Here is a 13,467-nt window from a genome sequence, read left to right as displayed (position 1 = left end):
GATCGGGGGTGCCACCAGCTTATCGAATCGATTCGGCAGGCCGGAAGACCGGTACTCGATTCTGGACTCGGCCCCTCCTCCAGGTACCGTCGGACGGCAACCGTCGACGAGGACCGGAGGAAGAAAGTGACGAAGCAGCACACGGGGGGAACCGGACGCGAGCGCGACACCGCCGCGGACGGAGAGGAACAGCATCTGCGGCGAGCGCTGAGCAACCGCCACATCCAACTGCTCGCGATCGGCGGGGCCATCGGCACCGGGCTGTTCATGGGCAGCGGCAAGACCATCTCGGTCGCGGGCCCCTCGGTGATCTTCGTCTACATGATCATCGGCTTCATGCTGTTCTTCGTCATGAGGGCGATGGGCGAGCTGCTGCTGTCGAACCTGAAGTACAAGTCGTTCAGCGACTTCGCGAGCGACCTGCTCGGCCCGTGGGCGGGCTTCTTCACGGGGTGGACCTACTGGTTCTGCTGGGTGGTCACCGGCGTCGCCGACGTGATCGCGATCGCGGGATACACGGATGCGCTCATCCCCGGAATCCCCCTGTGGATCCCCGGCGTGCTGGTGATCGTCATCCTGCTCGCCCTGAATCTCCCGACCGTCGCCGCGTTCGGCGAGATGGAGTTCTGGTTCGCGCTGATCAAGATCGTCGCGATCGTGGCGCTCATCATCACCGGACTCGTGATGATCTTCACCGGATTCCAACACGACGCCGGCACCGCGAGCTTCTCGAACCTGTGGGACAAGGGCGGCATGTTCCCGCACGGATTCATGGGTTTCGTCGCGGGCTTCCAGATCGCGGTGTTCGCGTTCGTCGGCATCGAGCTCGTGGGCACCGCAGCGGCGGAGACCAAGGACCCGAAGCGCAACCTGCCCAAGGCCATCAATGCGATCCCGATCCGTGTGCTGCTGTTCTACGTGGGCGCGCTCATCGTGCTGATGGCGGTCACCCCGTGGACCGAGTACGTCGCCGGCGAGAGCCCCTTCATCGCGATGTTCGCCCTCGCCGGACTCGGCATCGCCGCGACGGTGGTGAACCTCGTGGTGCTGACCTCCGCCATGTCGAGCGCGAACTCCGGCATCTACTCGACCTCGCGCATGGTGTTCGGTCTCGCACAGGACGGCGACGCCCCGCGCATGTTCGCCCGCCTCTCGCGCCGCCGGGTGCCGCAGAACGCACTGTTCCTGTCGTGCATCCTGCTGTTCTCCGGCGTCGTGCTGCTCTACGCGGGCAAGGACATCGGCACCGCGTTCGACATGGTGACGACGGTCTCGGCCCTGTGCTTCATGTTCGTCTGGACGATCTTCCTGTGCAGCTACCTCGTGTACCGCCGCACCCGCAAGGACAAGGTCGCCGCGTCGACCTTCCGGCTGCCCGGCGGTGTGTTCATGGTCTACGTGGTGCTGGCGTTCTTCGTGTTCATCCTGTGGGCGCTCACGACCCAGCCCGACACGCTGACCGCGCTGCTCGTGACGCCGATCTGGTTCGTCGTGCTGCTCGTGGCCTGGCTGTTCGTGCGCCGCTCCCCGAACCACCTGGCCCGGCACGCGGCGCACATCGCGCACCTCCGCGACGACTCGGTCGAGGCGGACTGACTCCGGCCTCGGGCGGTCTCTGTTCACAACTCAGGAACTTCGTCGGGCACCGGACCGGATCACGGGGACACGGCTGTCCGGCCCTGACGTTCCTGAGTGGTGAACGCCGTCAGGCCGAGACGGCCGGGGCGGCCGCAGCCGGGGCGGCAGCCGGGGCGGCGGGCTTCGTCGCGAACAGACGCTTCCGCAAGGCGAGGAACAGCAGCACCATACCGGCGCTGAGCAGGATGTGGCCCAGCCCCGCGATGCCCGCGATCATGCTCGACGACTCCTGCCCGAGCACCGTGAGGCAGCCGTGCCAGATCATCATGGCCGACGTGAGCACCAGGCCCGCGTTGTACAGCCAGAAGAACCAGCCGAACAGGCGGCTCTCGGAGAGCGCGAACACCTTCTCGAGGAGCAGGACGATCAACAGCACGATGAAGCCCAGCACGAGCAGGTGCGTGTGCGCGAGCCCGAGCTGCGTCGCCTCCCCCTCGGGGAAGCCGTTGATCTTGGTGAACTCTCGGTAGAAGAGTCCGGAGGCGACGCCCGCGATCATGGAGGCGAACGCGGCGGTGAAGAGTCTGCGCATCGGGAATCCTTTCGGTCTGATTCCAGCCTCGGCGTCGCGGCCGTTCCGGGGATCCATCGAACGGTTGACAGGGTCCGGCCCCGCACACGCGGCCCGCGCCAGGGGGCGACTCGGAGCAGACCGGACTCAGAGCAGACCGGACTCGCGTGCGATGGCGATGGCACGCGCCCGGTTGTCGGCGCCGAGCTTCTCGAACACGTGCACGAGGTGGGTCTTGACGGTGGCCTCCGTCACGAACAGCGTCTTGGCGATCTCGCGGTTCGACGCCCCGGTGTCGAGCAGCCGGAGCACCTCCAGCTCACGGCCCGTCAGCCGCACCCGCGGCGCGCGCATGACCTGCACCACCCGCTCACTGAGCTCCGGGCTGAGCACGAGTCCGCCGGATGCGGCCTGCCGGATCGCACGCACGATCTCGTCGGGGGCGACATCCTTGAGCAGGTACCCCGCCGCTCCCGCCTCGATCGCACCGAGGATCTCGGCGTCGCGATCGAATGTCGTGAGGATCAGGACGGCCGGGGCCGGATCCTGCGTGCGCAGGGCGGCGGTCGTCTGCACGCCGTCCATGCCCTCACCGAGCCGCAGGTCGCACAGCACGACATCGGGATGCAGGTGCCGAGCGAGAGCGAGCGCCTCTTCTCCGGACGCCGCCTCACCGACCACCTCGACGTCGTCACGGTGGTCGAACAGCGAGCGCACACCGGCGCGGACGATGGGATGGTCATCGACGAGCAGCACGCGCACCGGGGTCATCCCTGTTCTCCGTTCCGTCGCCCCTGAGCGGCGCGGCCCAGAGGGATGTGCGCCGAGAGCGCGGTGCCGTCGCCCGGGGCGCTCTCCACATCGAGCCCTCCGCCGAGCTCCCGCAGGCGCGCGCGCATCGAACGCAGTCCGTAGCCGCCGCCGCGGCTGCCGACGCCGCCCTGGGCGTCCCAGTGCCGGGCGTCGAACCCGATCCCGTCGTCGACGATGTCGAGGCGCACCGCATCGCCGGCATCGGCCAGGGTGACCACGACACGGGAGGCCGATGCGTGGGAGCGGACGTTCGCGAGGGCCGACTGCGCCGTCCGCAGCAGGGCCACCTCGGCGTCGATGCCGAGCGACGGCAGGTCGTCGTCGGCGTGCAGAGCGGCCTCGATCCCGGTCTCCTCGGTGAGGCGCTCCAGCATCCGGGCGAGGGCGTCGCCGAGCGCCGTCGACTCCAGCTCCGCCGGCGCCAGGGCGTTCACGATGCGCCGAGCATCCGCCATCCCCTCCGCAGCCAGGGCGCCGATCTGCTCGAGAGCGCGCGTGCGCTGCGACGGATCGTCGACCTCCAGGGCCGAACGCGCGAGCATCCCGATCGACGACACGCTCTGCGCGACGGTGTCGTGGATGTCGCGCGACACCCGGGTGCGCTCGGCCGTCGCCCCCGACTCGCGCTGGGTGCGGGCGAGCTCGTCCTGCAAAGCTGCCATCTCCTCCTGGGTCGCAACCAGCGAGGCGATCAGCCGACGGCGCTCGCGCCCGTCGCGGACGAGCTCGAGGTACCCGCGCGAGATCCCCAGCGCGAAGACGCCGCCCACGAGGGGACCGATCACGTTCGCGTAGGTCGTGGTGCCGGTGTGCAGCAGCGGAGCGGTCACCACCACGGCGAGGACCACGACGCTGAGCAGCAGCGCCCACCGCAGGCGCATCACGAATCCGGCGAGCAGCCACAGCGGGAAGGCGAGCCACACGAACTCCGGCGAGACCACGACCGCGCCGAGCCAGATGAGGGTCAGCCCGAGCAGCCACCAGGTCGCGAGGCGACGGTCGGCGGTGCGTTCGCCGAGCAGCAGACCGCCGCCGTACCAGCCGAGGAAGACGAGCGAGAGAGCGAGGACCCACGGCAGCGGCACACCGTCCGCCGCGGCGCGCCACGCACCGACCACGAGCAGCACGACCGTGATGACGGCCTGACCGATCCGGATGGAACCGACCAGGCTCGCCCACGTGCGCGGCGCGCGGATCCCGGCCGCGGAATCGACGCGGCCGGAACGCTCAGTCCGCGTCTGCGGAGATGGCGACTGCGGCATCTTCGTATTCTCCCCCGTGCGGCCGGTCTCCGTGTCGATCCGCGTGTCGATCCCCGCGGGATCCCGCACCCCCGGCCTTCCGCGGCCACCACATCCGCTCGCCGACGATCGCGAAGATCGCCGGGACCACCAGGGTGCGCACGACGAAGGTGTCGACGAGCACGCCGATCCCGACGATGAGGCCGATCTGCCCGAGCGTGACGAGGGGCAGCAAGCCCAGCGCAGCGAACACGGCCGCGAGCACGACACCGGCGCTCGTGATCACGCCGCCCGTCGCGGTGAGGGCGCGCACCATCCCCTGCCGCGTGCCGACCGTCCGTGCCTCCGTGCGCGCGCGATGGACGAGGAAGATCGTGTAGTCGATCCCGAGCGCGACCAGGAACAGGAACGACAACAGGGGCACCTGGAGGTCGAGCGCGTCCCACCCGAACACGACCCTGCTCAGCCACGTGCCAGCACCGATGGCCGCGACCGCGCTGAGGATGTTCACCGCGAGCAGCAGCACCGGCGCCACCAGGGAACGCAGCAGCACGATCAGCACGAGCAGACTGACGGCGAGGACGAGCGGGACGACCAGCAGCAGGTCGCGCCGATTGCCTTCGCGCGCATCGAGATCCGCCGCCACCGGGCCGCCCACCACGGCGTCGGCATCCGGCACTGTCTGCACGGCCCCTCGAACCGCGCTCACCAGGTCGAGGCTCGCGGGCGTTCCGGGCGCCGGCTCACCGACGACGAGCAGACGGGTGAGCGCTCCGTCGCTGCTCTCCCCGGTCGCCGATACCCGGAGCACACCCGGCACGTCGTCGATCGCGGCGACCAGCGCATCGGCCTCCGCCGTATCGCCGATCACGATCATCGGCTGCGCCTCCCCGGCCGGGAAGTGATCGCCGAGCACCGTGAGACCTGCGGCCGACTCGGACACGACACGGAACTTCTCGACCTGGGTGAGCCCGACGGACGCTCCGGCGAGCCCACCGGCGAGAACGCCGAGCAGCGCGAGTCCGCCGACCAGCGGCACCCACGGGCGCCGGGAGACGCGGTGAGCCACCGCACCCCACACGCGGCCCGTGGCCGCGACATCGCCCACGCGCGGCGCGAACGGCCAGAACAGTCGACGGCCGCGCACGGCGAGCGCCGGTGGCAGCACCAGGAGCACGGCGGCGAGCGCGATCAGCAGGCCCACGGCAGAGGCGATGCCGAGCCCGCGCGTTCCCGGGATCACCGCGAGGGCGAGAGTCGACAGCGCCAGGACCACGGTGACGTTCGAGGCGACGATCGCGGGGGCGGTGGCACGCCAGGCGGCGACCAGGGCGCGGCGATGATCGGTCTCGCGGGCGAGTTCTTCGCGGTAGCGCGAGATGAGCAGGAGGGCGTAGTTCGTTCCGGCACCGAAGACGAGCACGCTCACGATCCCGGAGTCGAACTGCAGCCCGAGCCCGGCGCCGATCGCCGCGGTCGCCTTGTTGGCCAGCTGATCGGCGAGGGCGACCACGATGAGGGGGATCATCCACAGCACGGGCGAGCGGTACGTGACGATGAGCAGCAGAGCCACGATCCCGAGGGTCACCATCAACAGCGTGAAGTCCGCGCCGTCGAACGCGGAGGCGACGTCCACACCGAACGCGGGCCCGCCCGTGACCTGCACGTGCATCCCGGTGAGGGGATGCACCGCCACGGTGTCGCGCAGACCGTGCACGGCGTCAGCGGCGGCGTCGTCGTCGTCGTCGTCCAGGGTCAGCGTCGCCTGGATGACCGCGGCCTCGCCGTCGTCGCTGACGATCGGACCGTGGGGGGCGTGCCCGGTCTCCGCTTCGACTTCGCCCGAGAGCGCACCGAGGGCGGCGAGGTCGGCATCGCTGAGCTGTGCGTCGTCGTCACGGGAGGCGACCAGCAGTACCGTGTGCTCGTCCGCGTCGGGGAACTGCTCGGCGAGGAGCGCGGCCTGCGCGGATTCGGAATCCGGCGGAGCCACGTCGTTGCCTGCCGGGACCGATGCCCGTCCGAACGCGGCGAGGAGGGCGGTGAACGCGACCGCCGCGATCAGCAGGGAGATCCATCCCCCGCGACGAGAGGTGAGCCACAGCGGAAGGGAGCGGAGGGTGCGGAGCATGACTCCAGTCCAGCCGCCCTCACCCTCGACCGGATCGCGCAGGGGGCGGAGACGGGTCTCCACCCTTCGATGGATCCGCGCGGCGCGCAGGAGGGTCCGGCAGCGGCCTCCTGCCGAGAGAGGGGCTCCCGTCAACGGGGTTCCACCAGACCCTCCCCCGTCGCCGCACGTGCGCGTAGCGTCGGGTCCAGGCCGCCGATCCGTCCGCGGCCGCGACGAAAGGACCACTCATGCACACGCGCACTCTCGGACAGGGCCTTCAGGTCTCCGCGGTCGGACTCGGCTGCATGGGCATGTCACAGAGCTACGGCCCCAATCCGGGTACCCGCGACGACATGATCGCGGTGCTGCGCTCGGCGGTCGATCACGGCGTCGACTTCTTCGACACCGCCGAGGTGTACGGACCGTATGTGAACGAGGAGCTCGTGGGCGAGGCACTCGAGCCCATCCGCGACCGGGTCGTGCTCGCGACGAAGTTCGGGTGGGATATCCAGGACGGCAAGAGCGTCGGCCTGAACAGTCGACCCGAGCAGATCCGCCGGGTAGCCGAGGCATCGCTGCGGAGTCTGCGCTCCGACGTGATCGACCTCTTCTACCAGCACCGTGTCGATCCCGATGTGCCGATCGAGGACGTCGCCGGCACGGTCGGCGAGCTGATCGCCGAGGGGAAGGTGCGCCACTTCGGGCTCTCCGAGGCGTCGGCCGAGACGATCCGCCGCGCGCACGCCGTACATCCCGTCACCGCGCTGCAGAGCGAATACTCCCTGTGGACCCGCGACCCCGAGGCTGAGATCCTGCCGGTGCTCGCCGAACTCGGCATCGGATTCGTGCCGTTCAGCCCGCTCGGCAAAGGTTTCCTGACCGGCACCGTCGACACCGCGTCAGACTTCGCGGCCGGCGACATCCGCGCCACGATTCCGCGCTTCACGGCAGAGAACCGGGCCGCGAACCAGGCGCTCGTGGCGCACGTCGCGCAGTTGGCCGCCGCCAAGGACGCCACGGCCGGCCAGATCGCGCTGGCCTGGCTGCTCGCCCAGCAGCCGTGGATCGTGCCGATCCCCGGCACCCGGCGCACCACCCGCATCGCGGAGAACGCCGCGAGCACGGCCGTCGCACTCTCGGCCGACGAGGTCGCCGACCTCACTGCCCTCGCGACACGCATCGGCGTGAGCGGTGACCGCTACAACCCGCAGCAGATGGCGTTCGTCGATCGTTGAGCCTCCCGCGGCATCGGTATCGTGAGGCGGGTGACCGCCGCCCGCAGCTACCCCGCGACCATCGCGTCTGCCGTCGAGCATGAGACCGTCATCCGCAAGTCACGCTTCCTCACGCGGATCGAGCCCGTCACCTCGGTCGAGCAGGCCGAGGCCGTGATCGCCGGCATCCGCAAGAAGGCGTGGGATGCCAACCACAACTGCACGGCGATGGTGACCGGTCTGCTCGGCGATCAGGCGCGGTCGTCGGATGACGGCGAACCGTCCGGCACCGCGGGCATCCCGATGCTCGAGGTGCTGCGTCGGCGCGGACTGACCGACGTGGTCGCGGTCGTGACACGGTACTTCGGCGGGGTGAAGCTCGGAGCGGGTGGCCTGGTGCGTGCCTACTCGTCAGCGGTGTCGGAGGCACTCGACCTGGCCGCGCTCGTGCGGCGAGCGGCGTTGCGCCAGGTGACGTTCGAGGTGCCGCACGCCGACACCGGTCGCTACGACAACCTGCTTCGCGAATGGGCGGCGCATCACGGCGCGACGCTCGGCGAGCCGACCTACACGGCGACAGCCACGCTCGAGCTGTGGGCACCGGAGCCGGAGCTCGCGCACCTCACGGACGACCTCGCCGCCGCATCGGGCGGCGGGATCGCACCCGTCCTCGGCGTGGAGCGCATCGTCGACGTGCCCGCCTGACCCCCCCCGGCATCGGGAGAACCACAACGGCCGCCGGATATCCTGGATGCCGCGGTCGCGGAGGGAGAGCGATGTTCGACAGTCCGCTCTCGGCTTCGGCCTACGAGATCCTCGACGTCGACCCCACGGTCGACGACGTCGAGTTGCGCCGCGCCTATCGCCTCCGCCTCCGGCAGACGCACCCCGATACCGGTGGAGATGCGGCGATGTTCATCCAGGTGCAGCGCGCGTGGGAGCTGGTCGGCACCGTCGAGAGCCGCGCCGCCTACGACCGCCGCTCCGGTGTGGCAGGAGCGACGGCCGCCGAGCCCGGGACCGAGTGGAGCGGATGGCGCCCGCCCGCCGCCCGCACCGACACCCGTCCCCGCGCCCGGTCCTACGGGCACCCCGGCGGCTGGCGCCGTGAACGCTACCTCGTGCTCATTCGCGAATGGGCCGGCCGCGGCGTCGAGGTCCCCGATCCGTATGACCCCGCGCTCGTGCGCTCGGCTCCGCGTGACCTGCGGCGGATGCTCGCCGACGCGCTGGCGGAGGAGGCCACGGCCCGCACGGTCTCCGACCTCGGCATGGGCTTCACGGTGTGGCACGACGTCGCGGTGGGAGCGGATGCCGACGACAAACTCGACCATGTGGTGCTCGGCCCGTCCGGACTGTACGGCGTGATGTCTGAAGACTTCGGGGGTGTCGTGGGCTTCCGCCGCGGCGAGATCACCGGCCCGAGTCTGGGCACCCGCGCGCCGGTCACCGCTGCTCTGCGTCGGATGCGCACCGTCGCGAAGGCCGCGCGCGTGCGCTTCGGCGGGGCGATCATCGTGCTGCCCGACGACGACCTCGCCCAAGCCGTCACGCCGCTCGGCACGAGCCGCGGAGTTCCGGTCGTCGTGGTGCGACGCAGCGCTCTCGCGATGGTGCTGCGTCAGGGTGTGCCGCAGGCGCGGGCGATCGGGGGCAACGAGCTCTTCGACGTGCGCACCCGCCTGCAGCAGACCGTCCGCTTCGTCTGAGCCCGCGCTCGCCGAGCGTCGTCGCACCGCGGTCGTACCGTTGACTTCCGAAATCAAACCGGTTTACACTCATCAAACCGGTTCATCGATGAGCGCATCGGAGCGTCCGGAATCCACGAGGAGGTGGCATGAGCCGCACGACCATCGCCGATGTCGCTCGCGAAGCAGGCGTCACGAAGGCCACGGTCTCGCACGCCCTGAGCGGCAACCGCCCGATCTCCGACGAGACGAAGGCGAAGGTCCTCGCAGCGGCCGAGAAGCTGAACTGGGCGCCGAGCCAGAGCGCACGGGCACTCGCCACCCGTCGAGCCAACGCGGTCGCCGTGGTGCTGGCCCGCGACCCCCAGGTCATCGCGAACGACTCCTTCTTCCCGGCCTTCATCGCCGGCGTCGAGTCGGTGCTCGCCGAGACCGAGACGGCACTCCTGCTCCAGGTCGTCCCCGACCGCGACGCCGAGGAACGGGCCTACCGCACGCTCACCCACGGCCGCGCCGACGGCGCCCTCCTGCTCGACCTGCGCACCGACGACTGGCGTGTGCCCTTCCTAGACGACCTCGGACTGCCCACCGTGCTGGTGGGCGCCTATGACCAGCCGACCGGGTTCTCGTGTGTGCGAACCGACGACACCGCCCCGGTCCGCGAGATCATCGCGCACCTCCGGGCCGCCGGGCACGAGCGCATCGCCCACATCTCCGGGCCGCTCGAATACGTGCACTCGAAAGCGCGTGCAGACGCCTATGTCGCGGCGATCGGCGACGACGAGCTGCTCCGCGAGGGCGACTTCACCGCCGCGAGCGGGCGCACCCGCACCGCCGAGCTCCTCGCCCTGCCCGACCGCCCGACTGCGATCCTCTACTCGAACGACACCATGGCCATCGCCGGGCTCTCCTACGCCCGTTCCCAGGGCCTCTCGATCCCGCAGGACCTCGCGATCTCGGGCTTCGACGACGACCACCTCTCCGCCCACCTGTCTCCGGCGCTGACCAGCGTCTCATCCGACCCCGCGGCCCGAGGCCGCGCCGCCGCCCGCCTCCTGCGGGCAGACATCCTCGGGGCGCAGCCGCGCACCGAGATCGTCGACTGCAACGTCGTGCACTTCCGGGAGAGCACCAGCTAGTAGACATCCGTATCACCGCAGCATCACCACCGCAGCATCACCACCGCAGCGTCACCACCCGCAGCGTCACCACCCGCAGTGTCAAGGAGGACACCATGAAGAAGCTCCGCGCAATCGCCTTGATCGGCGCCACCGCTCTCATCGCCACGGGATGCTCGGCCGGAGGCGGCGGCGAAAGCTCAGCCGACGGCACCGGCCCCATCAGCATCTGGCTCTCCAACAACGAACAGGAACTCGCCTGGGGCACCGCCGTGGTCAAGGCCTGGAACGACGAGCACCCCGACGAGAAGGTCAAGGCGCAGGAGATCCCCGCCGGCTCCTCTTCGGAAGAGGCGATCACCGCCGCGATCACCGCCGGCACGGCTCCCTGCCTCGTCTACAACGTGGCCCCGGCCGCGGTCTCGGGCTGGGTCAAGCAGGGCGGACTCGTCGACCTCAGCAAGATCGACGGCGGCAGCGACTACATCACCGAGCGCGGTGGAGAGGTCGACGCCTACGCGAGCGACGGCAGCTTCTACCAGCTCCCGTGGAAGTCGAACCCCGTGATGGTCATGTACAACAAGGCGCTCTTCCAGGCCGCAGGGATCGACCCAGAAGACCCGCAGATGAACACGTACGACGCGTTCCTCGAGGGGTCGCGCGCGATCGTCGCCTCCGGCGTGCAGAGTGCGATCTGGCCGGCGCCGACGAGCGAGTTCTACCAGCCGTGGTTCGACTTCTATCCGCTGTACCTGGCCGAGACCGACGGCACGATGCTCGTCGAAGACGGCAAGTCCACGTTCGACTCGGATGCCGGGCGCACCGTCTCGGAGTTCTGGAAGACCTTCTACGACGAGAAGCTGTCGCCGAACGAGGCGTCGACCGACGACGCGATGTCGGCAGGTACCACTGCCATGCAGCTCGCCGGCCCCTGGGCGATCCCCTCCTACGCCGACACCGTCGACGTAGGCTTCATGCCGGTGCCCACCAGCGACGGCCGAGAGACTCCGACGACCTTCGCCGACTCGAAGAGCGTGTCGATGTTCACGGCCTGCAAGAACCAGGGCACCGCGTGGGAGTTCCTGAAGTTCTCCACCAGCGAGGACAGCGACGGCCAGCTGCTCGAGGCCACGGGGCAGATGCCGATGCGCACCGGACTCACCGACACCTACGGCGACTACTTCGCTGCGAACCCGAACTACGTGGCCTTCGCCGAGCAGGCTGAGAAGACCGCCGACGTGCCCAGCATCCCCAACTCCGTCGAGGCGTGGCAGGCGTTCCGCGACGAGTACTCCTCCGCCGTGATCTTCGACAAGGAGTCGATCGACGACTTCCTCGGGAACGCGGCGAAGAAGATCGACGCGCTCGTCGCCGAGTGACACCGTGACCGATGAGAGGCGGCCCCGCACCCGCTGGCTGGGTGCGCAACCGATCGGCGGGCTGTTCGCGCTCCCGTACTTCGTGTTCGTGATCGCGATCTTCGCGTATCCCCTTGCGTTCGCGGTCTACATCGCCTTCCACGACTACTTCTTCACGGCTCCGGGCACCGAGGTCGATCGCCCGTTCGTGGGCTTCGACAACTTCGTCACGGTGCTCACCGACCCGCGGGTGCTCGGGTCCTTCCGCAACACCCTGATCTTCCTGGTCATCAACGTGCCCCTCACGGCCGTGCTCTCCCTCGTGCTCGCGGCGGCCCTGAACACCGGCATCCGGTGGGTCGCGGCGTACCGGGTCGCGTTCTATGTGCCGTATCTGACCGCGAGCGTCTCGCTCGTGGGCGTGTGGATGCTGCTGTTCTCGGGCAACGGGCTGATCAACACGATCCTCGGCCCGCTCGCCCCCGATCCGTCGTGGCTCGTGAACAGCGGACTCGCGATGCCGATGATCGCGTTCTACGTGACCTGGAAGCAGCTCGGGTTCTACATCCTGCTGTATCTGGCCGCGCTGCAGAACGTGCCGAAGGAGCTGTACGAGTCGGCCGAGACCGACGGTGCCGGAGTGCTCTCGCGCTTCCGACACGTCACGATCCCCGGCGTGCGAAGCGCCACGACCCTCGTGCTGATCCTGTCGATCATCACCGGCGCGAACCTCTTCACCGAGCCGTACCTGCTCACCAACGGCGGCGGCCCTGACGGCGCCTCGACCACCCCGGTCCTGCTGATCTACCAACTGGGCATCCAGCAGCAGAACCCCGACACCGCAGCGGCCATCGGCATGATCCTCGTGATCCTCGTCGGCATGCTCTCGCTGGCGGCCAACCGCGCGACCAGGGAGCGATGATGCGAAAGAAGCGTTCACTGCCCCGCATCCTGAGCATCATCCTGCTCACGATCGCGGCCATCGGATTCGCCTTCCCCTTCTACTTCATGATCGTGGGGGCGTTCCAGGAGAGTCCGACGAACTCCCCGAGCGAACTGTTCCCGACGAGCGGGTGGACTGTCGACAACTTCGTCGCGATCGACTCGCGCATCGACCTGGTCGGCTCGCTGCTGAACTCGCTGATCTTCACGGCGGGCGTGCTGCTGGGAACCGTCGTGTTCGGGCTGCTCGCCGGCTACGCGATCGCCCGCCTCGACTTCCGCGGCCGAGGCGTGATCTGGGTGCTGATGCTGCTCGTGCAGATGGTGCCGTTCCAGCTGCTGATGATCCCCCTCTACGTGCAGATCACCCGCAACTACGGCCTCGGCGACTCGTACATGGGCATGATCCTGCCGTTCCTGATCAACACCACGGCAGTGTTCATCTTCGTACAGTTCTTCAAGGCGCTGCCGGTGGAGATCTTCGAAGCGGCGCGGATCGACGGTGCGGGCGAGATCCGCCTGCTGACATCCGTCGCGATCCCGCTCATCCGCCCCGTGCTGGTGACGGTCGTGCTGGTCACCTTCATCGGCCCCTGGAACGAATTCCTCTGGCCCTTCCTCATCACGAAGGATGCGAGTCTGCAGCCTCTGGCCGTCTCACTCGCGAACTACATCTCCAACGTGGCGCAGTCCACGGCCAACCCGAACGGCGCGATCCTCGCCGGCGCCACGGCGCTCGCGTTCCCCGTCGTCATCCTGTTCGTCGTCTTCCAGCGCTTCTTCAAGGCCACCGACCTCGGCGCGGCCGTCAAAGGCTAGCCCCCATCCCCC

Annotated in this window: 12 protein-coding genes; 8 read left to right on the top strand and 4 right to left on the bottom strand. The window is 69.3% G+C overall.

Annotation, left to right across the window (positions count from 1 at the left end; all coding sequences use genetic code 11):
• Window positions 1-126: 126 nt before the first annotated feature.
• Window positions 127-1,596 carry a D-serine/D-alanine/glycine transporter gene (cycA, locus tag ACLFA2_RS09830; protein WP_426621196.1) on the top strand — a complete coding sequence of 490 codons (1,470 nt, stop codon included), beginning with the start codon at window positions 127-129 and terminating at the stop codon, window positions 1,594-1,596.
• Window positions 1,597-1,705: 109 nt separating this feature from the next.
• On the opposite strand, the gene ACLFA2_RS09825 is transcribed toward cycA, so the two are convergent.
• The 4 genes from ACLFA2_RS09825 to ACLFA2_RS09810 form a co-directional block, all read right to left on the bottom strand.
• Window positions 1,706-2,170: a DUF2871 domain-containing protein gene (locus tag ACLFA2_RS09825; protein ID WP_426621195.1), complete on the bottom strand. Its 465-nt coding sequence runs from the start codon at window positions 2,168-2,170 to the stop codon at window positions 1,706-1,708.
• A gap of 126 nt (window positions 2,171-2,296) precedes the next feature.
• Window positions 2,297-2,920: a response regulator gene (locus ACLFA2_RS09820; protein ID WP_029260668.1), complete on the bottom strand. Its 624-nt coding sequence runs from the start codon at window positions 2,918-2,920 to the stop codon at window positions 2,297-2,299.
• On the bottom strand, window positions 2,917-4,224 hold the full coding sequence (locus ACLFA2_RS09815; RefSeq protein WP_029260669.1) for a sensor histidine kinase: 1,308 nt from the start codon (window positions 4,222-4,224) through the stop codon (window positions 2,917-2,919). Before ACLFA2_RS09815 ends, ACLFA2_RS09820 begins: the two co-directional genes overlap by 4 nt.
• Entirely contained in the window at window positions 4,190-6,334 is a 2,145-nt protein-coding gene (locus ACLFA2_RS09810) for an MMPL family transporter (protein WP_426621194.1), read from the bottom strand. Before ACLFA2_RS09810 ends, ACLFA2_RS09815 begins: the two co-directional genes overlap by 35 nt.
• A 230-nt stretch (window positions 6,335-6,564) precedes the next feature.
• On the opposite strand from ACLFA2_RS09810, the gene ACLFA2_RS09805 reads away from it, so the two are divergent.
• The 7 genes from ACLFA2_RS09805 (at window position 6,565) to ACLFA2_RS09775 (ending at window position 13,455) form a co-directional block, all read left to right on the top strand.
• On the top strand, window positions 6,565-7,551 hold the full coding sequence (locus ACLFA2_RS09805) for an aldo/keto reductase (RefSeq protein WP_136024706.1): 987 nt from the start codon (window positions 6,565-6,567) through the stop codon (window positions 7,549-7,551).
• Between the two features lie 30 nt (window positions 7,552-7,581).
• Window positions 7,582-8,235: an IMPACT family protein gene (locus ACLFA2_RS09800; RefSeq protein ID WP_426621193.1), complete on the top strand. Its 654-nt coding sequence runs from the start codon at window positions 7,582-7,584 to the stop codon at window positions 8,233-8,235.
• Window positions 8,236-8,306: 71 nt separating this feature from the next.
• Window positions 8,307-9,239, top strand: a complete 933-nt coding sequence (locus tag ACLFA2_RS09795) for a DnaJ domain-containing protein (RefSeq protein WP_136024708.1) — start codon at window positions 8,307-8,309, stop codon at window positions 9,237-9,239.
• A gap of 128 nt (window positions 9,240-9,367) precedes the next feature.
• Window positions 9,368-10,357 carry a LacI family DNA-binding transcriptional regulator gene (locus tag ACLFA2_RS09790; protein ID WP_136024709.1) on the top strand — a complete coding sequence of 330 codons (990 nt, stop codon included), beginning with the start codon at window positions 9,368-9,370 and terminating at the stop codon, window positions 10,355-10,357.
• Window positions 10,358-10,452: 95 nt separating this feature from the next.
• On the top strand, window positions 10,453-11,715 hold the full coding sequence (locus ACLFA2_RS09785; RefSeq protein ID WP_292766048.1) for an ABC transporter substrate-binding protein: 1,263 nt from the start codon (window positions 10,453-10,455) through the stop codon (window positions 11,713-11,715).
• Between the two features lie 4 nt (window positions 11,716-11,719).
• Entirely contained in the window at window positions 11,720-12,616 is an 897-nt protein-coding gene (locus ACLFA2_RS09780; RefSeq protein ID WP_292766051.1) for a carbohydrate ABC transporter permease, read from the top strand.
• On the top strand, window positions 12,613-13,455 hold the full coding sequence (locus ACLFA2_RS09775; protein ID WP_081859796.1) for a carbohydrate ABC transporter permease: 843 nt from the start codon (window positions 12,613-12,615) through the stop codon (window positions 13,453-13,455). Before ACLFA2_RS09780 ends, ACLFA2_RS09775 begins: the two co-directional genes overlap by 4 nt.
• The last annotated feature ends 12 nt before the right edge of the window (window positions 13,456-13,467 follow it).

Origin of the sequence: Microbacterium sp. As-52 (assembly GCF_049949185.1) — a bacterium.
Lineage (GTDB): Bacteria > Actinomycetota > Actinomycetes > Actinomycetales > Microbacteriaceae > Microbacterium > Microbacterium maritypicum_A.
This window is presented reverse-complemented; position numbering and strand designations above follow the sequence as displayed.